This is a genomic window from Bdellovibrio bacteriovorus (assembly GCF_001592735.1).
Lineage (GTDB): Bacteria > Bdellovibrionota > Bdellovibrionia > Bdellovibrionales > Bdellovibrionaceae > Bdellovibrio > Bdellovibrio bacteriovorus_D.
Genome location: NZ_LUKE01000001.1, coordinates 968183 through 994703 on the forward strand (window position 1 = coordinate 968183; position 26521 = coordinate 994703).

26 protein-coding genes and 1 riboswitch are annotated in these 26521 nt (G+C 45.7%); of the genes, 8 read left to right on the top strand and 18 right to left on the bottom strand.

Annotated elements, in window-relative coordinates:
- Positions 1 to 3 precede the first annotated feature (3 nt).
- On the top strand, positions 4 to 378 hold the full coding sequence (panD, locus tag AZI86_RS04670) for an aspartate 1-decarboxylase (RefSeq protein ID WP_061833917.1): 375 nt from the start codon (positions 4 to 6) through the stop codon (positions 376 to 378).
- Between the two features lie 27 nt (positions 379 to 405).
- Complete coding sequence (locus AZI86_RS04675; protein ID WP_061833918.1) at positions 406 to 1395, top strand: hypothetical protein; 990 nt, start codon at positions 406 to 408, stop codon at positions 1393 to 1395.
- On the opposite strand, the gene AZI86_RS04680 is transcribed toward AZI86_RS04675, so the two are convergent.
- The gene (locus AZI86_RS04680) at positions 1392 to 2291 is read right to left on the bottom strand and encodes a type IV pilus modification PilV family protein (RefSeq protein ID WP_061833919.1); all 900 of its coding nucleotides are present in this window, start codon (positions 2289 to 2291) and stop codon (positions 1392 to 1394) included. The two genes, AZI86_RS04675 and AZI86_RS04680, sit on opposite strands and share 4 nt — an antisense overlap.
- A gap of 460 nt (positions 2292 to 2751) precedes the next feature.
- Between AZI86_RS04680 and AZI86_RS04685 the strand changes: the two genes are divergently transcribed.
- Positions 2752 to 3954, top strand: coding sequence for a spermidine synthase (locus AZI86_RS04685; protein WP_157684629.1), 1203 nt, complete (start codon positions 2752 to 2754; stop codon positions 3952 to 3954).
- Here the strand turns inward: AZI86_RS04685 and AZI86_RS04690 are convergent.
- Genes AZI86_RS04690 through AZI86_RS04705 form a run of 4 tightly spaced genes read right to left on the bottom strand, consistent with a single transcriptional unit; the run spans position 3919 to position 7061 of the window.
- Positions 3919 to 4983 (bottom strand): hypothetical protein, encoded by a 1065-nt coding sequence (locus AZI86_RS04690; protein ID WP_061833921.1) that lies wholly within the window; start codon positions 4981 to 4983, stop codon positions 3919 to 3921. The genes AZI86_RS04685 and AZI86_RS04690 overlap by 36 nt on opposite strands.
- Complete coding sequence (locus AZI86_RS04695; RefSeq protein ID WP_157684630.1) at positions 4964 to 5650, bottom strand: hypothetical protein; 687 nt, start codon at positions 5648 to 5650, stop codon at positions 4964 to 4966. Before AZI86_RS04695 ends, AZI86_RS04690 begins: the two co-directional genes overlap by 20 nt.
- 41 nt (positions 5651 to 5691) lie before the next feature.
- A complete protein-coding gene (locus AZI86_RS04700; RefSeq protein WP_061833923.1) occupies positions 5692 to 6384 on the bottom strand; it encodes a hypothetical protein in 693 nt (230 codons plus the stop codon).
- Positions 6381 to 7061: a hypothetical protein gene (locus AZI86_RS04705; RefSeq protein ID WP_061833924.1), complete on the bottom strand. Its 681-nt coding sequence runs from the start codon at positions 7059 to 7061 to the stop codon at positions 6381 to 6383. Before AZI86_RS04705 ends, AZI86_RS04700 begins: the two co-directional genes overlap by 4 nt.
- A 115-nt stretch (positions 7062 to 7176) precedes the next feature.
- Here AZI86_RS04705 and AZI86_RS04710 point away from each other — a divergent pair, with 115 nt between their 5' ends.
- Both AZI86_RS04710 and AZI86_RS04715 read left to right on the top strand, forming a co-directional pair.
- On the top strand, positions 7177 to 8031 hold the full coding sequence (locus AZI86_RS04710) for a hypothetical protein (RefSeq protein ID WP_061833925.1): 855 nt from the start codon (positions 7177 to 7179) through the stop codon (positions 8029 to 8031).
- The gene (locus AZI86_RS04715; RefSeq protein ID WP_061833926.1) at positions 8028 to 8825 is read left to right on the top strand and encodes a hypothetical protein; all 798 of its coding nucleotides are present in this window, start codon (positions 8028 to 8030) and stop codon (positions 8823 to 8825) included. Before AZI86_RS04710 ends, AZI86_RS04715 begins: the two co-directional genes overlap by 4 nt.
- A 1-nt stretch (position 8826) precedes the next feature.
- On the opposite strand, the gene AZI86_RS04720 is transcribed toward AZI86_RS04715, so the two are convergent.
- Positions 8827 to 9543, bottom strand: coding sequence for a hypothetical protein (locus AZI86_RS04720; protein WP_061833927.1), 717 nt, complete (start codon positions 9541 to 9543; stop codon positions 8827 to 8829).
- 58 nt (positions 9544 to 9601) lie between these two features.
- The gene (locus AZI86_RS04725) at positions 9602 to 10429 is read right to left on the bottom strand and encodes a hypothetical protein (protein ID WP_157684631.1); all 828 of its coding nucleotides are present in this window, start codon (positions 10427 to 10429) and stop codon (positions 9602 to 9604) included.
- A gap of 296 nt (positions 10430 to 10725) precedes the next feature.
- Positions 10726 to 10821: riboswitch (purine riboswitch) on the top strand.
- On the opposite strand from AZI86_RS04725, the gene AZI86_RS04730 reads away from it, so the two are divergent.
- Positions 10812 to 11666: an endonuclease I family protein gene (locus tag AZI86_RS04730; protein WP_061833929.1), complete on the top strand. Its 855-nt coding sequence runs from the start codon at positions 10812 to 10814 to the stop codon at positions 11664 to 11666. (Overlaps the previous riboswitch by 10 nt.)
- A 47-nt stretch (positions 11667 to 11713) precedes the next feature.
- On the opposite strand, the gene AZI86_RS04735 is transcribed toward AZI86_RS04730, so the two are convergent.
- Positions 11714 to 12145 (bottom strand): SRPBCC family protein, encoded by a 432-nt coding sequence (locus AZI86_RS04735; RefSeq protein ID WP_061833930.1) that lies wholly within the window; start codon positions 12143 to 12145, stop codon positions 11714 to 11716.
- Complete coding sequence (locus AZI86_RS04740; protein ID WP_061833931.1) at positions 12142 to 12540, bottom strand: hypothetical protein; 399 nt, start codon at positions 12538 to 12540, stop codon at positions 12142 to 12144. The genes AZI86_RS04735 and AZI86_RS04740 overlap by 4 nt, the downstream gene beginning before the upstream one ends.
- Before the next feature lie 195 nt (positions 12541 to 12735).
- On the opposite strand from AZI86_RS04740, the gene AZI86_RS04745 reads away from it, so the two are divergent.
- Both AZI86_RS04745 and AZI86_RS04750 read left to right on the top strand, forming a co-directional pair.
- Positions 12736 to 14571, top strand: a complete 1836-nt coding sequence (locus AZI86_RS04745; RefSeq protein ID WP_061833932.1) for an ABC-F family ATP-binding cassette domain-containing protein — start codon at positions 12736 to 12738, stop codon at positions 14569 to 14571.
- Complete coding sequence (locus AZI86_RS04750) at positions 14568 to 15371, top strand: DUF2799 domain-containing protein (protein WP_061833933.1); 804 nt, start codon at positions 14568 to 14570, stop codon at positions 15369 to 15371. Before AZI86_RS04745 ends, AZI86_RS04750 begins: the two co-directional genes overlap by 4 nt.
- Here AZI86_RS04750 and AZI86_RS04755 read toward each other — a convergent pair.
- The 9 genes from AZI86_RS04755 to AZI86_RS04795 form a co-directional block, all read right to left on the bottom strand.
- Complete coding sequence (locus AZI86_RS04755) at positions 15368 to 16861, bottom strand: hypothetical protein (protein WP_253715735.1); 1494 nt, start codon at positions 16859 to 16861, stop codon at positions 15368 to 15370. The genes AZI86_RS04750 and AZI86_RS04755 overlap by 4 nt on opposite strands.
- Before the next feature lie 76 nt (positions 16862 to 16937).
- Positions 16938 to 18473, bottom strand: coding sequence for an ABC-F family ATP-binding cassette domain-containing protein (locus AZI86_RS04760; protein WP_061833935.1), 1536 nt, complete (start codon positions 18471 to 18473; stop codon positions 16938 to 16940).
- 198 nt (positions 18474 to 18671) lie between these two features.
- Positions 18672 to 20168, bottom strand: coding sequence for a hypothetical protein (locus tag AZI86_RS04765; RefSeq protein ID WP_061833936.1), 1497 nt, complete (start codon positions 20166 to 20168; stop codon positions 18672 to 18674).
- Between the two features lie 47 nt (positions 20169 to 20215).
- Positions 20216 to 21148 carry a hypothetical protein gene (locus AZI86_RS19360; RefSeq protein ID WP_061833937.1) on the bottom strand — a complete coding sequence of 311 codons (933 nt, stop codon included), beginning with the start codon at positions 21146 to 21148 and terminating at the stop codon, positions 20216 to 20218.
- A 204-nt stretch (positions 21149 to 21352) separates the two neighbouring features.
- Positions 21353 to 22297: a hydroxymethylglutaryl-CoA lyase gene (locus AZI86_RS04775; protein WP_061833938.1), complete on the bottom strand. Its 945-nt coding sequence runs from the start codon at positions 22295 to 22297 to the stop codon at positions 21353 to 21355.
- A gap of 3 nt (positions 22298 to 22300) precedes the next feature.
- A complete protein-coding gene (locus AZI86_RS04780; protein WP_061833939.1) occupies positions 22301 to 22645 on the bottom strand; it encodes a biotin/lipoyl-containing protein in 345 nt (114 codons plus the stop codon).
- The gene (locus AZI86_RS04785; protein WP_061833940.1) at positions 22645 to 24123 is read right to left on the bottom strand and encodes an acetyl-CoA carboxylase biotin carboxylase subunit; all 1479 of its coding nucleotides are present in this window, start codon (positions 24121 to 24123) and stop codon (positions 22645 to 22647) included. The genes AZI86_RS04780 and AZI86_RS04785 overlap by 1 nt, the downstream gene beginning before the upstream one ends.
- The gene (locus tag AZI86_RS04790; RefSeq protein WP_061833941.1) at positions 24123 to 24902 is read right to left on the bottom strand and encodes an enoyl-CoA hydratase-related protein; all 780 of its coding nucleotides are present in this window, start codon (positions 24900 to 24902) and stop codon (positions 24123 to 24125) included. Before AZI86_RS04790 ends, AZI86_RS04785 begins: the two co-directional genes overlap by 1 nt.
- Positions 24903 to 24904: 2 nt before the next feature.
- Positions 24905 to 26512 carry a carboxyl transferase domain-containing protein gene (locus AZI86_RS04795; protein ID WP_061833942.1) on the bottom strand — a complete coding sequence of 536 codons (1608 nt, stop codon included), beginning with the start codon at positions 26510 to 26512 and terminating at the stop codon, positions 24905 to 24907.
- Positions 26513 to 26521 lie beyond the last annotated feature (9 nt).

Consider the following 26521-nt stretch of genomic DNA (forward strand, 5'->3'; position numbering starts at 1 on the left):
ACTATGAACTTATCAATGTTAAGAGCTAAAATTCACCGCGCCACTGTCACCGGAGCTGACTTAAGCTACGAAGGATCTGTGAGTGTTTGCCCTGATCTTATCAAGGCTTCAGGTTTCCTTATTAATGAGCGCGTGGATATTTATAACTGCAATAATGGCGCAAGATTTTCTACGTACGTGATCAAAGGAAAAAAAGGCGAAATCTGTCTGAACGGAGCAGCGGCCCGTCACGTGCAAAAAGGGGATCTTGTGATCATCTGCTCTTATTGCGGTTTGGATTTCGAAGCGGCTAAAAAGCATGAACCAACGGTTGTATTTGTTGACGAAAAGAACCGCGTTTCGGCAAAACGCAAAGAAGATCGTAAGAATAACAAATAGTTCTTCCAATCATAGGGAGGGTGAAATTTGAAACAATGGATCTTTGGTTCAGCCCGCAAAGATTTGTTTTTTTTAGTTTTACCCGGAATTTTAACGGCAGGCCTTGTTCATATCTTTCATCCGCAAGGCCTGTGGGATGAAGCGCTGGCTTTTTTTGCCTTGGCCTTTTGTGACAGCGGCCACGTTTACACCACATTCTGGCGAACCTATGCCAATGCTCGTGAAAGAAATCGCACGACCTTATATTGGACAGTTCCCCTCTTCGTTTTTCTTTTGGTCGCGATCTGGGCTTACTTTAATATGATTGGCCTGTGGACCTTCATCATCTTTGCCACCGTTTTTCATAACTATCGCCAGTTTCACGGCATCTTAAAGTGGGAACAGAAAATCAACGGCGATAAGGATCCTTGGCAAGCACGATTTCTGTTAGCGCTTTCTGTTTTACCTTTCGCACTTTTTCATTTTCGGGATCTTGATACGGACTTCGTTTTGCACGGAGCAGTACTACATTTTCCAAACCAAATGATCTTACAATCTGGCTTGATCGTGTATGCCGTAGTGTTGGCGGGATGGGTATCTAAAGTTTTAAGATCTACACTGCAAGGAACCTCAAAGGCCCCCGTTACGTTGGCCGTCATGATTCCCAGTTTTTTGTATGGAGTTTCTTTTCTTGTCGGCACCACCATTGGTGAAATTTTGTATCCGTTGGTCGTCGCACACGGTTTTGCCTATATGGGGCTGATGAGTTTAACCCTTAAACGCACCGAAGTTCCTTGGCGCAAAGAATTCACCTGGTGGCTATTCATCATTGTCGGAACGGCTTTTGTATTTGGATTGATGGAAGCGCAATTCGAAGATTGGTTCTTACCTTTGGCAGAAAAAAATTCTTCTGCGGATTTCACCTTGGCATTTTTAATGGGGATTTATCTGATTCCGCTTTTAAGTCACTACATCTATGACGGCTGGCTTTGGAAGTCCAACCATCACGAGGCGGCTCTGGTTTATAAAAGATCTTAGTTACAAGTCGAATTCCCACATTTCATGCACAGATAAAAGTTTTCTGTGACTCTTACATCTGTCCAGCTTTTCTTACCAGTCTGAACGCTGCGAACAATTGAAAAGCGTCCGGATTGCGTTGGACAGCTTCCCGCCGGGCAGGCAGCTCTGCCTGTGATAGCGTTGTTACGATCGGCTCCGGTATATTCCGGGGCACATGTGACGTTAGATTTATCACAAGTGGTGGTAATGAAAGTTCCATGAACCGTACATTCAGACGGGAATGTGCAACGCCCATTTGCATAAGTCCCACCCATAATTTCACAAGAATCTTCCGCCCCACTCTCAAGCATACAAGTGTTCATCGTGGTCGCAGAGGCATTTCGCACCAACACTGGAACCTCAAGCACACGATCTGGCAATGGAGCACGACTTTGATTAGGACGCGCGCGCTCTAAACGCAAAACTAATTGTAATGTGTAACGGCGATAAAGATCTTGAACCGGGTCAGGACCCACCTGAACGGCGTCACCTTGGGTAATACCCGGCTTTTGTTTCACAAATATACGATTTACAAAAAGTCCACGGTCGACCTCGGTCCCCGCCGTGATCCCTAAAGAAGCGTTGGGTAACAAGCCACGGAAAGTGCTGACGTTAAGATCTAATTCATTTGTTCCGGTAGGTAATTGTCTATTGCGAACCGCCGTTTCGCAGTTCGCCGGAACCGTGATGTGCTGAAAGAATGCCGCAGAAAAGTTATCTCCGACGTCCACCACGCTGATCTGTTTTTGCATAATGAACAAGTGGTTGATGGACATCGCGATGCCCAAAGACAGCAAAGCGAAAATTCCCAAGGCGACAAGAATCTCAAGCAGCGAAAAACCACCGACATTTTTGCGGATTTGAAAAGATCTCATCAATACTCCTCGAAATAATCTTGGCTGAATCCCTCGCACATGAGACTCTCTTGAGTGTATGAACGTCTGGCTGTCATGTACACTCATTTTTGCATTATCATTCTGCAGCCTTGCCTATGAATTATTTCTGGCGAAGATTCTTACCGACCTATCTCAAAATGAAATTCTGTCCCAAAGCTTAGGAATCGGTTTATTTCTATTAGGATTAGGCGCCGGTGCCGCACTGTCTTCAGTCTGGAAAACCGATCAACCCGTCAAGAGACTCTTTTATGTCGAATGCCTTCTAGTTTCTTTGGCATTTTTGGTCATTCCTAGCTCCTATGGCATCGCCTTTCTACACCATCTTTCCCCATTTGGTCCCGCAGGATTCATTTACTATTTTGTGGGCTTGCTGATTTTCGCGGTCGGACTGCTTTCAGGCTTCGAGTTCCCCCTATTGTGGCAAGAGCAAGGGGAAAAAATGAGAGCCAGTATTCCGTTGGCCATGAGCTATTTAGGCGGACTCTTTGCGGGGTTCGCGGTGCCCTTAATATTAAACCCAGGCTGGGGACCCTTTAAAGCCATCATTTTTTTGGGTTTGATAAATGCTGTGATTGCTTTTTCTCTTTTGCCGTTCGTCGAGAAAAACGCCTGGCTTAAGCCGCGCTATCTTTCGTGGCTTTTATTACCAACCGCGGCTCTGTACATGAGCTCTTTGTATTCACCCCAGCTGGAACAAGCTTACTTAAAGGCTTCCTATTTTAAAGTTCAGATTCCCGATCTTAACGTCGCCGCGATAAAAAACATTTGGAATGGGTTAAAGTTAATCCCAACGGTTCAAAGGTGGTATTCCCCTTACCAAAAAATCGATCTAGTACAAAGCTCCGCCGCTTCTTCGTGGGCCATGGATCCGTTAGAGGGAGTAACTCTTTACCTAGACCGCCGCTTGCAATTTAATGAAAGCTCTTACCAGATTTATCATGAGTCGATGGTGTATGGAGCGTTCAACCTGCGCAAAAAAGTTCCAGAAAATATCCTGATCTTAGGTGGCGGTGATGGGCTTTTGGCGACAGAGCTTTTAAAACACCCAGAAATTAAACGCATTGATTTGGTGGAAATCGATCCAAAAATGATTGAACTGGGCAAAGAAAATTTCCACTTCACCAGACTTAATCAAGGATCTTTAGAAAATCCGCGCGTGAATGTTCATATCGAAGATGGATTTGCCTTTATGAAACATCAAGCGCCCGAACAGTTTGATGCCGTGTTTATCGATTTTCCGTATCCCCATTCCCCGGATCTTTTACGCCTGTACAGTGTCGAGTTTTATAAAATTGTACGAAGGACATTAACACCCAAAGGGTTTGTTATCATGGATGGACCTCTGTATTCGCCCGACGAAATGCAGGCCGCAAATACTAAGACACCACCGCAATGGGTCTTGCGTGATACGATCAAATCCGCCGGATTTAAGAATATCTTTGCTTTCGGAAACTTTGAAGGTTTCTATTTTTTTACCAAGGACGAGTTCAAAGCGCAGTTTGACTACGGCCGAATACCCCAAGCTATTAGCAACCCAGCCTTGGTAAACTTACAAAATTTAAATGGCTATCTTGAGGGAGGCGAAGACACGTCTCGCGTAAATTCACTATTTCGCCCTTACCCTATTATGCCAGGTCGCTAAAAATTTTTCGCCGATACGAACCAAGCCTTCTGCCGAAGGTAAAACACTGATGAAGTAAATTTCGAAAAGCCAAGGGTGGTCTGTAAAATAAGGACGCATGTAAATGCCCACGCCCAATAAAACCAAATGAGTCAAATAAGTCAGACCAAAAGATTTATTCCAGCGCATTTCAGAAATCGCCACGGCCCAACATTTTTTGCTAAGCCATAAATTTACACGATCAAGCATCGAAATACGCATCGCGAATATCAACCAGATCATCGTCGACCAAAAAAGATAAGGTTCTATACGTAAAGTATGACAATAAAAATGAGGCCCAATAGGGACCCAGTTAAATGCTCCAAAGAAGGGAATACTTAACCCTAAGATCACAACCCACGCAAAAACCTCACCACGAAACATGGTTTTGGTCCACAGCTTAAATTTTTCTGAAACTCGATACCATTTCCCCAGACAGAAAAACAAAGTCGGCCAAGCAAGCCACGGAAGAAGTGGCCAAGAGCCCACCCCTTGCGGAGGGCAAATTCCCACTAAAGCTTGAGTGATTGCATCCGTGGAATTGGGAATCAATCGCCATGCAGGAATCCATGTTGCCAAAAAGGCCGCCCCTGCAATCCATCGATGCCACCGCGGCGGCAACAAAACCAGCATTTGGATGAAAGCGACACTGACCGCCAAGAAGGAATAAATATCCCATTCCCAATAAAACCCCGTAAATGGAGGGTCTTCTTGAAAAGCGGCCACAACTAAGACTCCAAGAAAAATAAAGCCAATCAAGGCGGAATAGTTCTTACGCGAGCCTTTCCCCATTAAAAAGAAACTTAGAGCGATAACGGTGAATCCACTGAAAGTGATATGCTGACTGAACGCATGAATCACGCGATATACATAAAGCGAAGACATCATAGGATTGAAGTCTTGCCAAAAAACCGCTTCATTTACGTGAAACGTGACAATCGCCACCATGCTGACAATCCGAATAAGATCAAAACCGAAGGTGCGTTTAGAACTAAGGATAGAGGACGTCATAGTCATCCAGAGATCTATAAGTAAGACGCAAATTATTTAAAAGAAACTCACCGTTCAATTTACGCGCGGTCGCAATCGCTGCACCATCAAGCACGCGCAGGTTAAATTTTCCCAGATTCAGCTCATACTGCAAAAATCGACCCTCAGCATCCAACCAAGATTTCCAAGAGACCACCAAAGAGGCAAAACTCACCGGTGACTCTTTAGGGACTTCGATCTTTCTTAAGTAAGTGCTGGGCAGCCATTTTCCGTCGGCGACAATGGTCTGACGAATGGCATTTGATTCTTTATTAAAAAGATACACTTCATTTTTCTGCAGTGAAATTCCATACCCAATCCAATCTCTTTGCAGCGATGATGGAATCCGGAAAAATTTCTGAATACCTTGCAAGGATATCTTTGGATTTTCAGGAAATATAAAGATGTAAGAATCTGTTTGCACACCTTTAGTAAAGCGCATTCCAAACTGCAAGCGGGGCCAAGAAAAATCAGCTAACGGGGTAAAGTTCCAATCCGTCATCTGCGCACTTTCTTGCAGAATATGATCTTGCCACTTTTTTTGTTCAGCAGAACTAGTGACGCTAAAATTTTCTATCACCCATTTTGAAAATCGTGGGGCCACGGCTTGAACATACGCTGGCTCTGACGTGCCCAAAAAAGTATCCATTTGGGTAGCCTGGCTGAGCGCGGGAAAAAGAAATATGAATGCTAAGAAATAAACCATTCACGAATCCAATCCAGCCAATAGTTTTGCGCCATCAGTAATACCAATGCTAAAGAAGACAGTGCCCCGAATATATAGCCGTCTTTTTTAAGATAAATTCGTCCCCGATATAGGCAAAAGAACACTATACCCGCCGCGAATAAATTTAATATCCCGACCCAAACGCTCCCTAAAAAAGGGCCACCTAACGGGTAGATTAAAAAAGGAACCATCAAACTTCCAGCAAACATTCCCATGTAATCAGAAGAAAGTGTTTCCAATTCTCGGCGTCGATCTTTGCAAAGAGATAAAAGTAACGGCAACTCATAACCGGAAAAAAAACCCACTCCAACAACAGGAAGATAAAAAACCACTTCCCATAAAAGCCCTAAGCTGCTGCCAATGCGGAAAGGGTCTAAGAAAACAATCAGAATCGGTCCAAGTAGACCCAAGGCTGCCAAAATGAGTTCTACATGAAAAAGAATCCGGACTTTTTCTGCCTGGCTGTATTCTTTGCGAGCATACACCAGAGAACCCACACCCAGACTTAATGAAAATAAACCGATGACTGTGCAATAGCGTAAAAGACTTCCACCCAAAGTTGCCGCTAATACTTGCGCTAAAACCAATTCATAAACAAGGCTGCAAAGAGCGGCCAAGAAAGTGAGAAATATAAGGGCTACGTGAGGTAAGATCACTGCGCTCCGGTTTGTGCCTTCATGCTGTTATAAATTTTTTCAAAATCATCAGCTCGTGCCTCCAAGGTGGAGGCGTCACCTGAGACCACAAACATATATGTCCCTAAACCATCTGCACGGGAAAACACCGCCACATGTATCTCTTGATTATTCGGCCCCACCCCGCTGTATAACTGTGCTGATTTCATCCCGCTTCCCGAGGCCGGGGTTTTATTTTTTGGAGGAGCAAATTGAATTCCGCGTTTATCTAAATTTGGAATTCCGGTGTCGGCTGATTTTAAAAAGGCCTCAACATCCTTTTGATCCGCCTCTCCTTTTTTGGCTACGACGGCCATCTCCATGCCATTGGCACGAGAGTAAATCGCCGACATGTCGGGGAAAGAAAGATCGACTTTCTGAAAGGGAATATTTTCTGGCATATCCATTTGCAAGAAGGCCTCTTGTAAAAACTGAGTTTTTGATTGCCCAGAAACTTGCTGCTCAAGGCTCAATGATGGCGCCACGGAGGCACTGTTTGCCGAGGGAGAACTGCTCGGCGAAGGACTCATCTCCGGTTGAGATGGGTCTAGTTTTCTAGAGGCTGCCGAGGCACTAGAGTCATTTTTAAGATCAACAGATTGATCTCTTATTGCTGAAGCAGGCGGGGTAATGGCATAATTTTGCTTAGACTTGTACATTTTGAATAGGACTCCAAGTCCCAAAACGAGGCAGATCATTAAAATGAAGTTTTTATTCATGAATGTCATACAAAAATCATATCGCCGACATATTGCGAACGCAAGGGGCATCACCATGATGGAACTTATCGTTGCCGCCGGCCTTATGACTCTAGTATCTGCGGGAGTAGCCACCGGAATTTACCGGGTCATGACAAGCCAGAATGAGCTGAATAAAAAGTTTGATGGCAGTGAGTTTGTGGCGAGCCTGGGTCGTTCAATGACGGACCGAGCAACGTGCCGATCTTTTCTTTCAGGACAAATACTTCCCACAACCACGGAATTTCGGCCATTAACAATGGCAGGTTACAAAGGATTCGGTGATTCCGCGCAACCCCTAGCGTCGGGTTATATCATTGCGGGCACAGCGACAAGCCCGCAAGTCGTGGTCACTGACCTCAGCTGGCGTCTTAAGGAGATTGTCCCCGCTTCAAGTTATTTTCGTATGACTCACAACGGGGTGACCGCAGAGTACTTAAAGGCACCGATGCAATTGCGCGTGAATCTTTCGGTTTATCAGAACGGCATAGCGACGGCCCTGCCTTCTCGTTATTTAGATTACTCGGTGGTGGCTCTCACGGGAACGAGAGCGGTGACCGATTGCGATGGCGCTCCGAGCGTGGCCGATACCTGCGCTATGTTGGGTTCAACACTAAATCCCGATGGCACCTGCCAAATCAATGTGGAAGGCTGCGTGATTCGCGGCTCATACGTAAACTCGCGTTGCTCACCAACTGGATATACTTGCCGGGCCACAACAAGCTCTCCGTCTCGACCACACCCTGAAACAGGAACCTTCAGTTGTCCTGCGGGATCTCAAGCCTTTACATCTTTTAACTACACTTGGGTCTCTGAAGAAAGAACCGGAAAAAAATCCGACATCAACGTTACCAATACGATCCAAGCTTACATGTGCATGAGTTGCCGGTGAAGACACTAACTCGATCTGAAAAAGGCTCAGTGTTGCTTTTAGTTTTAGCCTTCGCGGTCGTGGTTGGGGTAATCGCCTTTGGTGTTCAACAAAGAATTCAAGGGGCGCTGAGTACTCAGAAAAACCGCGTTCTAAGAAATCAGTACATCGATCTTACAGAATCCATCCGTCGTCAGCTAGAAGATCCTCAGTTATGCCCCACACTGATCGGGGGACAACCTGTGAATACCGGTCGATTAGCCGGGATCAATACTTCTTTTGGCTCTATTAACACTCAGCCTATCGCCTCGGGTTGGTTGTCGAATCCCGGCGGGGTCCGTGTTAACTCTATTCAAATCCGTGATCTGGCTTTTGTGAAAAACATCTATATGGCTAATGATGGCGCCACTTACCAAGTCTTCCGCGGAAATATTTTTCTGGATGCCTCCAACGTCTTGATTAACGTCACAGGTTCCGGCGGACGTTCCGATCTTATGATTGAAATGCTATTCATGGTGCAAAGTAACCAGATACGTGGATGTTTCGGCGTCACCTCGCAAGGCGGGCAATGCATCGCCATGGGTGGTGGTTACGACTGGCGACCCGGGACCTCGGGATATACTTATCCGCAACATCGCTGCCATCCTCAGGCTGTGTGTCGATATACGTCTAATGGTACATTTTCCGCAGCAAATGAAGCGGCCGCAAACAATATTTGCCGCCAACCATTTCGCGCCACATCGGTAGGAATGTTTATGGATACCGGACAAGGACGATACTTTTGTCAGTGGTGCAACTCGCACTATCACGATTAGTTTATTCAGGTTGAGCTTTGAGATTATTATAGAGCTCTTCAAAGAAATCTTCAGAGTTATCTAGTTTGTCTTCTGCACCCGTGAATATAAATAAATAACTGCCCTTGCCATCGGCGCGCTCTATAAGACCTACCCGCACTCCTTTATTATCCGCCGTTCTTCCAGCCCAGTATTTTCCGGTTCTAAATCCACTGCCCGATGGGGGCGGCACGACAATGGCATCACCCTGCAAAGAAATCCTTTTTCCATCGACATTCGGAATTCCCGAATCAGTGGAACGTAAAAAATCGGCAACTTCTTTATCGCTGGGTAAAATTCTTCCGGCCAATACAGCCGTCTCCATAGTTTCAGTGCGTGCGTATATCCCGGTGATTTGATCAAAATCTAAGTTCAACTGCTGAAAGCGAAAATTTTCGGGAAACTTCATTTGCACGCGGGCCAACTGCATGAATTCTGCCGTGGCCTTTTCAGAAACAATTCGCGAGTTCGAATATTTTTCGATCATCCCCGGGCCCGGGCCAATAGACAATGAGTCTCCTTGCCCCGCCGGTCTAGAAGCTCCACTCGTCCCCGCACCTGAAACAAATCCTTCATTCACGGATGAGGTTGCCATCGGCGAAGACTTTCCTGCAACTTCCAGTTTTTGCGAAATTTTCGCCACCACTAGAAATAAAATAATCAGTCCGCCAATGGCAAAAATGAGGAGATTGCGATTCATGCCGAAATTGTACCCTCAATAGGTTTAAAAATCGAGCCATCGTAGTGTGACTTCATAATTATTTACAGTATTTATATTTCGCCATGATAGCACGCGTTTTTTGCGCGCCTCGGATATCGCCGCCACGACGTTTGTTCCAGTCATCACTGCGCAGCGGGCCCCAATAAGTGCCTTCTCTGCCTTTAGAAGTTGGAGTCATCAAGTTGTCGCGTTTACGAAGCTCATTCGCCAACATATCAATCGCACACTCGGTATTTTCATAAGGATTTCCCAGGTTACGCGCTTTGGGGCACACCGGCTTCCAAACTTGGAAAAGACCTCTCGCTACACCATCCGGAGCATTGGGATTATTCGCCGCGGGATTACAGCTTGATTCCGAACTCGCCATCGACATCAAAATCCAGACCCAGTAAAGATCGCGTTGCGCCTTATTCATGCTTGGATATTTTGGACACCACTTTGTGATATCATCTGGAACATTTGAGCCAAACGCATCTGGGTGAGAACGTATCTGTCCCAAAGCCGCGTTTCCCCATGGCCCTAGCTTTCCATCACGATTAATAAATTTATCACAACCTGCGCTGAAAGTGAGGGTCCCTTCGGCTCCGATATCACGCGAAGTTTTTTCGTCGATCTCCGGATCGTAAGTGTAACCTTTGGATTCGTAATCAGCCCATGCAACTTGTCGTAAGTTGTAAGCCGTATCTTCCAGATTTTTTGTCGTCCCACCGCCAGCGGTCTCACTGCTTGCACTGGAAAACATGGCCGTACAAAGTCCCGTCAGTGGCGCAATCATTCCGTTGATTTGCTGCTGCTTCAAAGCATCTTGTTGAGCTTTAATTTGTGCGTCTTGAAATGCCTGCATTTGCATTGCTTGCTGCTGCATAAGATAGTTTTGCTGTGCGTTAATCAAATTGAACGTAGTCGCTTGGTCCAAGGCCTGAGCCCAAGATGCGGAGCTCTGCGTAAGAATCGCGAAGGAAAAAAACAATAGGCATGTCAGAGAAGATCTTGTCCGCATACAAGGCTTATCGGGTTTTCAAGCACTTCCATAAGCACTTGCAGAGGAGAATTTGCCGAAATTCCCATTCTGAGACACCGAATTCAGCCTCGCCGCATTGCGTAGAAATGTCGGGATTCTGTTTGTTCAGATTTTTTAAGTTGGAACTGGACGCAGATCGAGGTCTAAGAGTTCTAAACCAACGTATATACCGCGAATCGGCGCGGCGTTTCTACCAGACACCTTAATGTCTGACTATGGGGGAATCATGAAACTTTTTGCTATGCTAGCGCTGGTGCTGGCGGCTCAGATTTGTTCCGCAGCAGGAACTTCTCAAAAATTCGCTTACTATGGTGAAGAATTCTACAACAACATCGCAACGGGAATGAAGGGTGATGAGCTTCGTGAAAATATCAATCACGTGCTTGAATCTTTCCATCGTTCCGTGCCAAACAAGTTTGATGAAATCAGCAACGAATGCTCAGGCAGCGGTTGCTACACTCAGACTTCTTTAGGTTACGACGGCGCTCGCGTTTTCTTGATGGGTAAATACTATCTAGTAGACCACGGAAATGGCGAATACGGAGTTCGCGACGTTTACTGTAATAACGAAAAAACATCTCGTGACTTCCGTGGTAAAGAACGCCCAGGTCCAAATCGCGTACCAAACGCAAATGTCATCAATACGGAACACACATGGCCTCAAAGCCGTTTCGGTGGCCATGGTCGTGGATACCAAAAGGCAGATCTTCACCATCTTTTCCCGACGGATTCTCAAGCGAATTCAACTCGTGGAAATTTCAACTTCGGCGAAGTGGCTCAAGATACAAAACAAGTTAACTGCGTCGCCTCTCGCTTTGGCCGTGCGACCGATGGCACTCAGAATATTTTTGAACCACCAGATAACCACAAAGGAAACGTGGCGCGCGCCCTGTTTTACTTTGCCGTTCGCTACCAAATGCACATCAACCCTTCAGAAGAAGCTTACTTAAGAAAATGGTCTAAGGAAGACCCGGTTGATGAGGATGAAATGGCTCGCAACCAAGCGATCTTCGAAGTTCAAGGAAACAGAAATCCTTTTATCGATGTTCCAGGTTTAGAAGATTTGATTCACGATTTCTAATTCGTAGGGTAAAAAGGTCGCGGTACAAAATGCCCGACCTTTTTTATTTAGAAATCTAGATACTCTTTAAGTTCTTTTAAATGATAGGTCCAACCCGTCTTAAAATCCTTCAGGGTTTTAGAACGAATCGCCGCCGGCAAGCTTTCCCAGCCCGTGTGTCGCACGGTCAGGGCACTTTTTCCAGGTCCCGCTTCCGAAATTTCATAAGTGCATTCGGTAACCGCGTTTTTAGGCCACGATTTTTCAACCCAAGTAAAACGGATCAACTTAGATTTTTTAACTTCTAGGACCTTGCCAGAGGCCATTTGCGCTTGGCCGTCGTCATCTTCCCATTTCTCACGAAACTGTCCGCCGACCTTGGCCTCAAGCTTAATTCCTTCGCCCCACCAGTTTTCAAGTTCATCGCTATCCGTAAGGGCATGCCAAACTTCGCCCGTCCCGGCTCTGACTGTGATACTAAGTTCGATCTGGTCTTTCAATTCAACTCCACAAAAGATTTGTCTTCTTTAAAGTAACAGACCGAAGAGATTTTTTTAACCCCATGACGACGCGCAATGCGGGCTTCTCCATGAGAGTCGCGACACTTATCTGACAATTCTTTTTGCGATTTACTAAAGTACGATTTTAAATCTTGAGCCTTACAGGGTTTCTGCAGGTTCGTTTCACAGGATTGAGCAAAGGCCACGCCTTCTTCCTCCAGATAAGAAAGAACTTCGTACTGAGCGAGTCCCGTCTGAATGGCAATTTGACCCTCTACAGTTTCAGGAAAAGTCACGGCTGTTTTTGAAACTACTTTCCTCGGCGTTTCCGGCGAAGCCAATGCCGAAGTTACGAAAAACAAAATCATAAGAGTCATTCCAAAAATTTTTTCCATGAACTCTCCCTTCGCGATTCAGAAATCATAGATTACGTCTGATAAATCTGTGACGCCAGCCTCAATGGTATTTTTGGAGCAAAGTCTAAGTTTCCACAAATTGCCTCGTGCTCGTCGGCATTTTCCTAAGCGGAATTTGTTTTTCATGCGTGTAGAAAACTTGACGTTACAAATTTTTCCTTTAAATTCCGTAAGATGGCGCTGACTCTTCTGCAACTTCAATCTGGCTACAAATCATTTGGCTCAAAATCTCTTTTTGAGGATGCAACATTTGCTATCAACGAAGGCGAACACGTCGGAGTTATCGGGCCCAATGGAGCTGGAAAATCCACCTTGTTTAAGATCCTAGTAGACCAAGAGCACTTGGACCAGGGGCTGGTGACAAAATCTCAACAATTGCGTCTTGCATATCTTGAACAAGAATCCGACTGGAACGTCGATGAAAAGGTCGAGGAATATCTAGCCAATAACTGCATCAAACCGATCTGGGAATTAAAACAGTTCGGTCTGAAATTAGGATTGACTGAAGATCATTTTCAATCCCACTTAAAACAGCTTAGCGGTGGTTACCGCATGCGTGCGAAACTTTTATACCTGATTGGACAAGAGCCCAATCTACTTTTACTGGATGAACCCACAAACTTTTTGGATCTAGAGACACTTTTAGTCTTAGAAAGTTTTCTGCAGGAATACAAAGGGGCTTTTCTTTTAATTTCCCATGATCGCGAATTCCTACGTCGCGTGACCGACCATATCTTAGAGGTCGAAGCCGGTGATATCGTTAAATTTCCGGGAAGCCTTGATGATTATTTTGAACAGAAAAGAATGCTCGCCGAAATCTTGCAAAAACAGATCATGAGCCAAGAGGCTAAAAAGAAATCCATCATGGATTTCGTAACAAGATTTGGAGCCAAGGCCACCAAAGCCCGCCAAGCACAGAGCCGTCTTAAGGCCTTGGAAAAAATGGAAGTCATCGAAGTGAAAGCCGCCCCGACACATTCGCATATCCATATTCCGCCCCCCAGCGCGACCGGAAAACAGATTTTAGAATTAGAAAACGCGGCTTGCGGCTATGGCAGTAAAGTGATTCTAAAAAACGTCAACTTGCGCTTAGAACGTGGGATTCATTTGGGCATTGTGGGTTTTAATGGTGCGGGTAAATCCACTCTATTAAAATCATTGGCCGAACAGATTCCCTTACTCGAAGGTACCATTAAGTGGGGTCATCAAGTCAGCCTTTCTTATTTCGCGCAACACACGCCAGAGGCTTTAAATCCTGAACACAACGTCCTAGAGGCCATGGCTTCTAAAGCGCACAAAGAAGTGACCCAACAAGATGTTTTAAATATCGCCGGCAGCTTATTATTTTCCGGTGACAATGCGCTAAAAAAGATCAAGGTTCTTTCGGGTGGCGAAAAATCACGCGTGGCTTTGGGGCAGATCTTGTTGCAAAAATCACCCTTGTTATTACTGGATGAGCCTACAAATCACTTAGATTTTGACACCGTCGAAGCCTTAACGGGGGCATTGGAAAAGTACGAGGGCACGATTATCACCGTCAGCCATGACCGCGGCTTCATCGGGCGAGTGGCAACAAAAATTCTTGAAATTAACAACGGTCAGCTGACTTTGTATCCGGGGACATATGATGAGTATGTCTGGAGTTTACAAAAAGGTTTTTTGGCCGAAAGAAATCTTGACGCCGCCACAGACTCTTCAGCGACTAAGTCAGACACTTCTGATGCGCCGAAGCTTAACTACAAAGAAGAGCGCAAACGTCTTGAAGGCCTAGTTAAAAAATCTCAAAAACACATAGAAGACTGCGACAAGAAGATTGCAGAACTTAGCAAAATGCGTGATGCTTTAAGCGAAAAACTCATGAGTGCCAGTGGTGATAAGGCCGCCGCGTTTGCTAAAGAACTGCACGCGCTCAGCGGACAAATTGAAGAGCTAGAAGTTTCCATGCTGGATTCCATGGAGCAACAGCATGCACATGAGCAAGAACTTAAACAGCTAATGGGATTGTCATGAAAAAAATCATTTTGTTTTGTGCGGCACTAGCGTTGACAGGCTGTGCTTCTTATTTCAAACGTAAATCTTGCGAACAAATCAATTGGTTTGAACACGGCAAAAAAGTGGCCCTTTCTGGTCAATGGCTGAATTCGGATGCTACGGTCAGTGAGTGTCGCAAAGTGGAAGCCGAAATTTCTGAATCTCAATTAGACCAAGGCTTCAAGGCTGGCATGAGCAAGTACTGCAGCCGTGAACAAGCTTATCAAACCGGTAAGTTCGGTGATTTCTTTTCCCGCGATCTTTGCGAAGGCCCACAAATCAATGTGCTTTTAAATGAGCATAAAAAAGGCGTGAAAGACTACTGTGCAAAGTCCAACGGTCAACAGGCAGGGGCTTCGGGTAAGAAGTATCAAAATATTTGTCCGAAAGAATTAGAATCCGCATTTTTGGTAGAATACCGCAAAGGCCGCAAACGCTACGTCCAAACAATGATCGAAAATCGCCAAACCGAAATTCGTGACAACGAAAACAAGATCAATGCTCTGCGCGGTCCCCTGCTGTATAAACAAGGTCGCCTGTCAGCCATGCGCGGACAAAAAGCCAGCCTGGAAGCACAGAAGAACTCAATCCCACTTGAAAACCTAACTTTGCGCTCAAGCTTTGATAGCCAGATCGAAAGTGTTAATTCCGAGATCAGTTCTTTGCAAAGCCAAGCTTCCAGCGAAGAAAGCCAAATCCGGTCTTTAGAAAATTCAAATTCTGCAAAAAACGCGGAAATCACCGAGTTCCGTTCCGAATTACCTTCTTTAGAAAACTAATTTGAAGAAGGCGTGCGGAACCATTCAATAGCATCGACGAACGCGCGAGGTTTGTAAGCATGGGCCTGTTCACTCCAATGCACTTCTCGCCAACCAAGACTGCGAAACGAGGGGCTTTCCACATCTCGCTTTTGAATAAAATCAAAAACATTCGCCACAGATGCCAACTCCGCCTTTTTCATCAAAAGTGATGGCAAATGGAACTGCACAAAGGCCATGCCTTTATTTTCGGCGCCAAAACCTTCGGCCCCATCGGCTAAGTACTTCTTAAATGAAATCGCTTGGGCTTGATCGCAATGATCCACCACTAACAATTTTTCCGTCAAATCCGCATAGTCCATGACATAACTAAAGTTATATCCACCGCATTTTTCAACAACGGTGCGATTGGCTTTAATCTGACCGAATGACTTTAAAGGAATGGGGTATTTCGATGGAAGCATCCACAGGTTTTCGCCGTCGCGCACGGCCATTTGCAGGTTCGAATGTTCTTTTGAAAGACTTTGCAGGTGTTTTAAAGCCGCTGATGAATTTTCTAACTTATCTTTGCTTACATAAAGAAGATCAAATGAGGCCTCTGCAAAGGCGTCTTGAAAACCATTCATACGAAGCTCATTAGTTAAGTTTGCCACAAAAACGCGATGAACTTCGGATTCTTTAATCGCCCGCGAAGTTGAAAAGAAAGAACTGATATTTTTAATCGCTTCGGCCGCTTTTAAAAGAGATGTCGAGGGCACACCCGCCCCTGCCAAAGCCGTGATCATCGGCAATGGCGGATTGTGTTCTGAACGCAAGAATGTCGGCAGATTCTTTAAAAAACTAAATCGCTCCGCACCCGTAAGCTCACGGTACGAAGTGATCCAACTTTCCACTAAAAGGGGGCGCAGACTTGATTCTAAAACAAGACCGGTTAAAGCCGCCGAGGCCTCTTCTTTATTTCGGCAAACGCCAAAGTGTTCCGACTGCTTCCATGGGGATTCACAATAAGCCGCGACAGACTTAATTACAAAGGGCCAGCGAACTTTGCGTAAAGCCGTGGTGATATGCGTATCCGGATCCCCGATGTCTAAATCCCCGTTATCTAAAAAAACTAAGAAATCCGTGACGACTTCTTCCATCAGTTCTTGCTGTGCAAAAAGGGCGGCATTGCGTTCACGATACCAAATTTTTGCTAAGGCTTTTTCCAAATGGCCCGGAGCTTCGAAAAGCTTTTGACCTATCCAAACCTGATGCCCCTGAACACGGAACAAATAAGGACGATCCGCGACCACGGTGATCTGAACTTTACGATAGAAGGGCTCAATACTTTCTAACAGACGCTCCATATTACCTACGCGGGCATCAAGCTCGCGTAGGTTTTCATGGAAATAAGTATTAAAGGGAGTGCTCTTGTTAATCGCGCAACGATAAACCGTGTCTGTCCCTTCCTGTGCCAGTCTGTCAATTCTTTCGACAAGCTTAGAATCAATACAAAGCGGTCGCTTCGCCATATGCAGAATCGCCAGGCTAAGTAAGCAGAAAGACACAAAACTAAGGGCAGTGAACCAACGGGCCATCATTGGCGGTTCAAGATTGCAAAACGCAGACCTCCTGAATTCCAATATTCTTTAGAAAGTCCTTGTCATGGGAGATCACCAGCAAGGCCCCCTGAAAGTCTAAAAGCGCTTCCTCTAAGATTTTTAGACTTTGCAAATCAAGGTTGTTCGTCGGCTCGTCCAAAATCAAAAGCTGCGGCGCCGGATCGGCCAGAAGAACTTTTGCGAGTGAAGCCTTTAACTTTTCACCACCGCTTAAAGAACTCACTTCTTGCACAGCTTGATGTTCGTAAAACTGAAACCGTGCGAGCAAATTGCGACTTTCAACGAGATCAAATCGCGACGACTCCATAATGTTTTCTAAGACGTTCTTACTATGATCTAAAAGGGCATAGCTTTGATCTATATAGGCCATGGGGGCATCAACCAACCGGCAAGAGCCTTTCGTTATTGCCTGAGCATCTAGTATTCCCAGTAAGGCTTTAACCAAGCTCGACTTCCCCGCACCGTTTTTACCAGCCAACGCCCATCTGCTTGCTCCTCGCATAGAGAGATTTAAATCCTGCGCCCACAGCCATTTTCCCGAGCTTCCATATTTGATATTAAAATCCACAACCTCAAACACGACTTTACCTTCTGGGAAAGAGGTCTCTGGCAGCACCAAACCTAACGCCGTTTCTTGCTTGCCGCTTTCATAAACTTCTTTGAAGGCGTTTAAAGCCTTTTCGGCCCGGGCAGATTCTTGGCTGTTAATTCTGCCATGGGTTTCTTGGGCACGACGTTTTCTACCTCCCGCTAAAATCGGAGGCAAACTGCCGCTTTCTTGCAGTTTACGTCCGCGACGTTGACGCTTTTCTTGCGCCTGCACCTTTTCATGGTGCTCACGTTCGGTGCGTTTTTTTTCTTGCCGCGCTTTTTCTACGGCATGGGTATAACGAATTCTTTCTTGTTCGCGTTCTTCAAGATAAAAATCGTAATTTCCACCATAGACCGAAACTCCATGGGTCGAGATCTCCAGAACTTTATCCACATGACGAAGCAGTTCTCGATCATGACTGATCACGATCACGGCCTCTGGATATAATTTTAAAAACTCAATCACCTTTTCACGCGCGTCGGCGTCTAAGTTATTGGTGGGCTCATCCAAAATAAGCAAGCCCGCGTCTGAGGTCAGAGCTCGAGCAATGCGGAGGCGCGTCCATTCCCCTCCACTAAGCCTTTTTATAGGTTGATCTAAGGATATTCCCTCAATCAAAGGACCCCACAGCTCTGGCAGCGTAGAAGCCTTTTCCCACAGCGGCGCCATATATTCGGCCCCCGCGATGTCAGGTGCCTCTTCGACCTGAGCCAGGTAATACACGGAATGTGAAAGCAAAAGTTCACCCTTCGTGGGCTCTAAGTCACCACTTAAGATCTTTGCCAAGGTACTTTTCCCCGCACCATTAGCCCCGACTAAGCCATAGCGCTCACGCCCTAAGCTTAAGGAGATATCTGAAAATATAATGTCACCTTGAGGGTACTCAAAGGCGAGCGACTTTAACGTCGCTTGAAATAAATTGTTAAGCATGACGAAAATCCGTTCTGCAGGCTTAGATTTAGCCTGTAAAGATTAACTAAAATAAGAATGAGGTTTTAGAACGAATTTATTTACGCATAGATATCGGATTTAGAGCCCGACAGACAAAGAGTAACAAAAACTCGACCCTTTTTCAAGGGGTCGAGTCTGCAATCTAGCCTGTAATTTAGCGGCGTTTTAATCTGAGAATTAATAGCAGGGAGCTACGGGAGCCATATTCTTTGCAAAGGCCTCTGACAAGCTTTTGCTAGTGATGCTTACGAAAATTCCCGGTGTTTCTTCACCAAAATTGGCAGCCCCCTTACAAAGGACTTTACCATTTTCTTGCGCTGTCGCGGAGGTCACAATGCCTGGGGCCGAGTAAATACCGGCAAACTCTAAACCCGCCGTTCCGATATTCGCCATAATATAATAACCACGGTATAAGGATTTTTCTTTTTGTTGGTCTTGAGGCAATGAAGCGGATGCGACGGGAATCAGCATGTATTTCACTTTTGAGCTAGCATCTGTGTAATAACCAATTTGAATCAAGCCATCTTTATCCGTTAATAAAATCGTGTCTTCAGCAAGTTTTTTACCATCGACATCAATTTTCACCGAAAGCATTTTCGCCTTAGCCTTATCAATTGTCAGGCTTTCAACCGACAGGCTGCAGATCTTCGCTTCTACTTTCGATCCATGAAATGAACAGTTAAGATCTTTCGCAGATGCTTTCTTCATTTGGGAAACAACCATGTCACGCTCTTCCACCGTGATGGTTTGCGCTGATTTATTGCCCTCCGCGACCGTCAGGCCCAATTTGTAATCAAAAATACGTGTATCAAAGTTCAAAGACTTTAACTTATTAATCACATTCTGGGTATCGACATTGCTGGCATCCAAATTTTGCAAATACGTCATCGCCGCCTGTATATCGTTAATATCTTCGCCTGTAATCGACTTATCTTTGATAAGCTTTTCACGCGGGCTTAATACTTTAGTTGGTTTTTGCTTAGACGCCGTCGTATTTCTAGATTCAAAATCTTCTGAAGATACAATACCGGAGGTCTCACCGTTAAGAGGAAGTTCTTCACTTACTTCCTTTGCCTCGTCCAACACTGAACTAGCCGAGTGTTTTGCACATTCTTTTACGGTGCTAGAATAAACATCCTTCATCAAAGCGCAGAGCTTCGCATCATCTAAATGCTTCATCGTGTACAGACTAATAAGGAACTCTTTAAGCATCGCACTTTGCTGTTTTTCTTTTGCTAATTTGTCAAAAAGAATCGAATTAATAAAAACTTCGTATTGAGTTTGATGAGCCAGAATCTGATCTCCGCTATCGTTATCAAAACGAGTGATAGAAATCAGACCATTAAACTTCTCTGAAAGGGACTCTGAACCCATGTACCAGTTTTTAAGCTTCAGATAGTTTTCCCAAGAAGTGCCTTTATCCGCCCCGAGCTTTGTAAAAGCCGGAACAAGGGCCACCAAAAATGGTAGAACTTGATTTGAACTCTTTAGATTGGCTTGAAGATCTTTATCGTTTGCTACGCGGCCTTGAACTCCACCCTCGGAGCCTGTTCCGCCAACTTTAGCGATACGACCTTCGACATCGCGACTAGTTCCTTGACAGGCTGACAAAAAAAGGAACATTCCTGCCATCAAAGAAGGCATCAAATGCTTACGAATGTATTTAGAGCCCATAGAGCACCTCTTAGGCATCTATATTACAAAATAGATGCCTAGTTATTTTATTTGTGTACCACTAAAGCGGAACGGCCCTGATCTTGAGGAATCACGTAACTGCGCCCCCCGGTCTGTGAGTCGACTTCGATTTTCATGGCCTCATATTCTTCTTTTGAAAGTGAGCGCACGTTTACAAATCCGTTGTACTTCGCTAGCCGCAAAGCCGCTAGAGAATCGTTATCAATCGTCCACGTTCGACCATTGGAATCTTCCCAAATACGCAATACCGGAATATCCGCCCCCGCGCGCAGAGCTTTTGCCTGCTCAATGGCTTTATTGCTAGTGGCGAGTGTCGTGCTAAAGAATATTTCCTCAAGCTTCATGGTCGTTTTTTCTTCACTTTTCTGCCACTGGGTTTGTTTGATCTCTGGCGGCGTATGTCGCACCTTGTATCGCGGCAGGTTTTTTCCGCTCATGGACGTCACAGAAAGATCATCCATACCGGGCTTTTCAACGATGATGGACTGTTTTCTTTTGGCGGTCAGGTACATAAAGTTTCCTTCAGACAAAGTGCTCATTTTATATCTTTGGCGATCCACTTCGTGTTTTTCGACCCACCGAACATTCACGGATTCAACTTTTCCTGAAAGAATCAGAGCCGCCAAACGACGGTGGTCTACGGTCCAAATTTTCCCGCGCGTATCGCGCCAAACACCGACTACGGGTAATGTGTTCGGATCTAATTTCCCATCGCGAATATCCCGAGCATTGCCAACCACGGTGTATTTAGCATCACCATAGTTATTGGAAATATTGTTTTGCATAAAGTGAATATCGTGCAAATCAAGACGGGTCGGCATATCAATGCTCGGTTGATATTGGGGAATAACCTTCGAGGAGGTCTGCCATCGCTGATTGGCTTCTAAATAGATATCTAAAGCACCGCCGTGCCGAACATCCGCAAATTCATCAACGAAAAAGTTATGGGAAAAGATCACCGAACAAAGCGGGGCCGCTCCAGCCTGAAGGCTGAATATAAAGTGGAGCAATAAGAAAAAAACATGGGCTTTTCGCACGGATAAAACTATTGCAAGCCACTCACCTTGTGAGCAGCCCTTTTATTCGACGTGACTGTCAGGATTTATTGAGGGCTCGCAAAATTGGTGAGCGTCTGTTTAAAGGATCAACGTCTCAAACTGAGACTAAGACTTAGACTTGGTGACCTTACCTAAAGGACGAAGCATTCCGACTTTGCCAACTTTCGAAGGCAGTTTGTGTTCGATTTTTTCAGACATCCACGGATTTATTGAAATCAATTTATCCAAGTTCAAACCCGTTTTGATCCCCATGCCATGGAACATGTAAACCACATCTTCTGTGGCCACATTGCCCGTCGCCCCCGGAGCGTAAGGACATCCGCCCAAGCCACCCAGACTGGTATCAAAAACGGTGACTCCCAACTTATAGGCCTCAAGAATATTGGCCAAAGCTTGCCCGCGAGTATCATGAAAATGCCCGGCAAGTTTTTTAACCGGGACCACTTTTTTCAGTTTTCTAAAAAGCGATTCCACCTGGCCAGCGTTTGCCACCCCAATGGTATCACCGATAGAGATTTCGTACACGCCAAGCTTGTGCATACGTTGAGCAAGTTTCACGACTTTAGCTTCAGGAACTCTGCCTTCAAACGGACAGCCAAAGCAGGTCGAAAGATAGCCACGCACTTTGATTTTATATTTTTTTGCCAAGGCCATGACCGGCTCAAAGCGCTTAAAACTTTCATCAATGCTGCAATTAATATTTTTTAAAGAAAATGATTCAGAACAAGCGGCAAATATCGCGATTTCTTTAACGCCCGCTTTTAAAGCGTCTTGCATGCCACGTTCATTCGGAACAAGCGCTGAAAATTCGATCTTTTTAGAAATCTTACCCATTTTAACCAGCGCAAAAGTTTTCTGAATGACATCCGCAGTGCCTGCCATCTGCGGAACCCATTGCGGAGATACAAAAGCCCCGATCTCAACCCGCTTCACACCGGCTTCAATCAGACGTTGAGCAAACTCAACACGCGTGTCGGCATCCAAAACTTTCACTTCGTTTTGCAAGCCATCCCGCAATCCCATTTCCACAATCACGACGGACTTTTTCATAACCTATGTTTTCGCCTCGGGTTTGATTTTCACCAATGTCTTCCCTAAAACCACTTGCTCTCCGACAGAGCAACTCACAGACTCCACTTCACCTGCAATTTCTGCTTTTAAAGTATACTCCATTTTCATGGCTTCCATGACTAGAACTGCTTGTCCGGGTTGAACCACAGAACCTTCTTTTAAAAGAATCTTCGTCACCTTACCTGGCATCGGGGCATTGATTTGATCAGAAGACCCTCCAGCACCCTTTTTGCGAGACTTTCGTCCTTGATTGGCATCCACGGCCACCGTGCGACCATTCAGGTGAATCCACAAAGTGCCTTTGATAAGCTGTGCTTGTGTTTTCATTACACACCTCTCCAGAACGAAGCCCAAGGTGATGTTGTCGTCGGATCACTTGCCAGTGGGCTGCCTCGCAGTTCGGCCATCGCGGACTCAATCATTTTCTTTTCAGACTCTGTTAGTTCCGGTTCTTTTAAAGCATCAGCAAAATAAGTCTCAATAAATCGTGTGGTCATCGTACCGTTCACAAATTCTTTGTGTGACAGAATTTCAATCAGATAAGGAATATTCGTATGAACCCCAAAAACAATCGAGTCCTTTAATACACGGATCATTTTTTGAATCGCACGCGAGCGAGATTCATCCCACACAATCACTTTCGCGATCATCGGGTCATAAAAAGAGGTGATGGTGTCACCTTCTGAAAAACCATATTCATAACGACGACCTGGGCCTTCAGGCCACTCAATACGCCCCAACAAACCCGTTGAAGGAACTCCACCCATGTAAGGGTTTTCCGCATAAATACGGCATTCAATAGAATGCCCGCGCGGCGAGCGAATCAGTTTCGGATCATGCACGAAGTTTCCTTCGGCCGTTAGGATTTGCATTTTTACTAAATCCACACCCAAAACTTCTTCGGTCACGGGATGTTCCACCTGCAAACGGGTGTTTACTTCCAGCAAGTAAAACTCCCCGTCCTGCAAAAGAAACTCGACCGTTCCCGCCCCTTTGTATTTACCTAAAGTGGCGATCGCACACGCCGCTTCACCCATGCGACGACGTAAATCATCCGTCAACGAAGGCGAAGTCGCTTCTTCAATAATTTTTTGGTGGCGACGTTGCACCGAACATTCACGGTCGAAGAAGTGAATCACATTTCCCGTGCTATCACCAAAAACTTGGAATTCAATGTGCTTAGCGCGATCTAAGTATTTTTCTAAAAATACCTTAGGGGAACCGAAGGCGGATTGAGCTTCACGTTGAGCAGACTCAATCAGCTCCGCCGCATCGGCTGAATCACGAATCAGCTTCATCCCACGACCACCACCACCGGCCGCCGCTTTTACGATCACGGGGTAGCCGATCTTTTCAGCTTGCTTGATTAACTCCGCCACTGTCTGATTTTCGCCTTGATAGCCAGGCACCAGCGGTAAGCCCGCTCTTTTTGCCAACTCTTTACAATGAACTTTATCCCCTAAGGAACGAATGGATTCAGCGGAAGGTCCAATAAAGGTAAGCCCGGCTTTTTGCACGGCTTCGGCAAAATCCGCATTTTCAGATAAGAAACCAAACCCAGGATGAATCGCCTGCGCGCCCCCGGCCAAAGCGCCATCAATATTGGCTTTGATATTTAAATAACTTTCTGCGGTCGGTGCCGGACCAATGCAGATCGTTTTCGTCGCCATTCTAAATGCGCGAGAATTAATATCGGCTTCGGAATGCAAAAGAACGGTTTCTAAACCCATTTCTTCACAAGCTTTGATGATTCGAACCGCGACTTCACCACGATTGGCGATGGCGATACGGGAAAACTTTGCCATTACGTTGATCTCCATGACGGCTCACGCTTTTCTAAAAACGCACGTAAACCTTCTTGTCCTTCAGGACTTGCACGACGTTCCGCTATAACTTTCGCGGTCGCCTCTTTTTGCTGCTTCCAATTTAAAGATTCTAAATTATTTAATAACTTCTTAGTTTCACGAACGGCCTGAGGGCCGGCTTGCAGATATGGCTGCAAAGTTTTTTGCAAAGCCGTGTGCCCTTCACCATGACCTACAACCTCTGTCACTAAGCCCGCTTGTTGTGCGATGTGCGGGTTAAAGACACTTGCTGACAACATCAGCGGGCGCACTTTGCCAGCATTCGCTTTACGCATAACAAACGCACTAATCACGGCCGGGGCAATGCCCAGTTTTACTTCGCTAAAACAAAACTGCGTACCTTCTTCCGCGATCACTTCATCACAGGCGGCAATCAATCCCAAAGCTCCGCCAAAGGCGGCCCCATGAACCAAACCAATCACCGGCAATGTGCAGTGAGCAATGGCTTCGAACATTTCAAAAAGCACGGTTGAGTCTTGCAGATTCTGTTCAAAAGAGAAATTCACCATCTCTTTCATCCAATTAAGATCCCCGCCAGCACAGAAAGCTTTTCCTTCACCTTGCAAAACCACAGCGCGCAGATCTTGGCGCTTTTCGAGATCTAAGAAGGTTTTTATGATTTCACTGATCATCTCCGGGTTAAAAGCATTGCGCATTTCGGGGCGATGCAATTTAACGTAAGCGACATGATCCATTTCGGTAAGGATTAGAAATTTCATAATTACATCCTGAAAACGCCTTGGGATTTTTCACCCCAAGATTTATTAAGGCTCGCCGCAATTCCCAACGCCAAGACACGACGAGTGTCCGCCGGGTCAATGATGCCATCATCCCAAAGGCGTGCTGATGAATAATAAGCTGAACTTTCTTTTTCGTATTTTTCTAAAGTCGGACGTTTAAACTCAGTTTGTTCTTCTGGCGACATTGTTTGTTTTTTTGCAGCCATCTGATCCATCTTAACGGTTAACAACACATTCGCGGCTTGTTCTCCGCCCATGACAGAGATTTTTGCATTCGGCCACATCCACATTTGACGAGGCTGATACGCACGACCGCACATTCCGTAATTACCCGCCCCGTAAGAGCCACCAATCACGACAGTGAATTTCGGCACATGGGCATTCGAAACAGCCATCACCATTTTGGCCCCGTGCTTAGCAATTCCTTCATTTTCGTATTTCTTACCAACCATGAAGCCCGTGATGTTTTGCAAAAAGATCAAAGGAACTTCACGCTGTTCACAGAGTTCAATAAAGTGCGCCGCTTTTTGCGCGCTCTCGCTGAAAAGAACTCCGTTGTTCGCGATGATTCCTACCGGCATCCCCCAAATATGGGCAAAGCCAGTCACTAAAGTATTTCCAAACAAAGGTTTAAACTCGTGCAAGCGTGAGCCATCCACAATCCGCGCGATCACTTCGCGCACATCAAATGGCACGCGGCTGTCTTTAGGGATAATGCCGTAAAGTTCCTTGGCATCAAACAAAGGCTCTTCAATGGGCATCGTTTTTAACGTCACCGCTTTTTTGTGATTTAGATGCGCCACTATCGAACGCGTGATTTCAATCGCATGCTCTTCATCTTCGGCCATATGATCGGTCACACCACTCACCGCACTGTGAACGTAAGCGCCACCCAGCTCTTGAGCATCGACAATTTCACCAGTTGCCGCACGCACCAGCGGCGGGCCCCCTAAAAAAATAGTTCCGTTATCTTTCACGATCACGGTTTCATCACTCATTGCCGGAACATAAGCTCCACCAGCGGTGCATGAACCCATCACCACGGCGATTTGCGGGATGTTGGCCGCCGACATACGAGCTTGGTTATAAAAGATTCTGCCGAAATGATCGCGATCTGGGAAAACTTCATCTTGCATAGGTAAAAACGCGCCACCTGAATCCACCAGGTAAATACAAGGCAGACCATTTTCAAAAGCAATCTCTTGCGCACGTAAATGCTTTTTTACGGTCAGGGGGAAGTATGTTCCGCCTTTAACAGTCGCGTCGTTAGCTACGATCATGCACTCTGTACCGTGGATGACGCCAATACCAGTCACAATCCCCGCTCCCGGAGCTTGATTGTCGTACATCTCCCACGCCGCCAAAGTTGACAGTTCTAAAAAAGCAGATCCTCCATCAACCAAAGCTTCAATGCGCTCGCGTGCGGTCAACTTGCCACGTGATTTGTGTTTTTTAATTGAGTCTGCGCCGCCGCCTTGTTTTACCAGTTCGACTCTTTCACGCCACTGTTTTACGACGGCCATCATGGCATCCGCATTAGCACGAAAATCAGCAGAGTTTGTATCTAAGTGGCTATCTAAAATTTCCATCTTTTAAGC

Coding starts and splice junctions, on each gene's coding strand:
- panD (WP_061833917.1), top strand. CDS start 4: ATGAACTTATCAATGTTAAGAGCTAAAATTCACCGCGCCACTGTCACC.
- AZI86_RS04680 (WP_061833919.1), bottom strand. CDS start 2,291: ATGAGATCTTTTCAAATCCGCAAAAATGTCGGTGGTTTTTCGCTGCTT.
- AZI86_RS04685 (WP_157684629.1), top strand. CDS start 2,752: ATGAGAGCCAGTATTCCGTTGGCCATGAGCTATTTAGGCGGACTCTTT.
- AZI86_RS04690 (WP_061833921.1), bottom strand. CDS start 4,983: ATGACGTCCTCTATCCTTAGTTCTAAACGCACCTTCGGTTTTGATCTT.
- AZI86_RS04695 (WP_157684630.1), bottom strand. CDS start 5,650: ATGGATACTTTTTTGGGCACGTCAGAGCCAGCGTATGTTCAAGCCGTG.
- AZI86_RS04705 (WP_061833924.1), bottom strand. CDS start 7,061: ATGTACAAGTCTAAGCAAAATTATGCCATTACCCCGCCTGCTTCAGCA.
- AZI86_RS04710 (WP_061833925.1), top strand. CDS start 7,177: ATGATGGAACTTATCGTTGCCGCCGGCCTTATGACTCTAGTATCTGCG.
- AZI86_RS04720 (WP_061833927.1), bottom strand. CDS start 9,543: ATGAATCGCAATCTCCTCATTTTTGCCATTGGCGGACTGATTATTTTA.
- AZI86_RS04725 (WP_157684631.1), bottom strand. CDS start 10,429: ATGCAGCAGCAAGCAATGCAAATGCAGGCATTTCAAGACGCACAAATT.
- AZI86_RS04730 (WP_061833929.1), top strand. CDS start 10,812: ATGAAACTTTTTGCTATGCTAGCGCTGGTGCTGGCGGCTCAGATTTGT.
- AZI86_RS04740 (WP_061833931.1), bottom strand. CDS start 12,540: ATGGAAAAAATTTTTGGAATGACTCTTATGATTTTGTTTTTCGTAACT.
- AZI86_RS04745 (WP_061833932.1), top strand. CDS start 12,736: ATGGCGCTGACTCTTCTGCAACTTCAATCTGGCTACAAATCATTTGGC.
- AZI86_RS04750 (WP_061833933.1), top strand. CDS start 14,568: ATGAAAAAAATCATTTTGTTTTGTGCGGCACTAGCGTTGACAGGCTGT.
- AZI86_RS04755 (WP_253715735.1), bottom strand. CDS start 16,861: ATGGCGAAGCGACCGCTTTGTATTGATTCTAAGCTTGTCGAAAGAATT.
- AZI86_RS04760 (WP_061833935.1), bottom strand. CDS start 18,473: ATGCTTAACAATTTATTTCAAGCGACGTTAAAGTCGCTCGCCTTTGAG.
- AZI86_RS04765 (WP_061833936.1), bottom strand. CDS start 20,168: ATGGGCTCTAAATACATTCGTAAGCATTTGATGCCTTCTTTGATGGCA.
- AZI86_RS04775 (WP_061833938.1), bottom strand. CDS start 22,297: ATGAAAAAGTCCGTCGTGATTGTGGAAATGGGATTGCGGGATGGCTTG.
- AZI86_RS04780 (WP_061833939.1), bottom strand. CDS start 22,645: ATGAAAACACAAGCACAGCTTATCAAAGGCACTTTGTGGATTCACCTG.
- AZI86_RS04785 (WP_061833940.1), bottom strand. CDS start 24,123: ATGGCAAAGTTTTCCCGTATCGCCATCGCCAATCGTGGTGAAGTCGCG.
- AZI86_RS04790 (WP_061833941.1), bottom strand. CDS start 24,902: ATGAAATTTCTAATCCTTACCGAAATGGATCATGTCGCTTACGTTAAA.
- AZI86_RS04795 (WP_061833942.1), bottom strand. CDS start 26,512: ATGGAAATTTTAGATAGCCACTTAGATACAAACTCTGCTGATTTTCGT.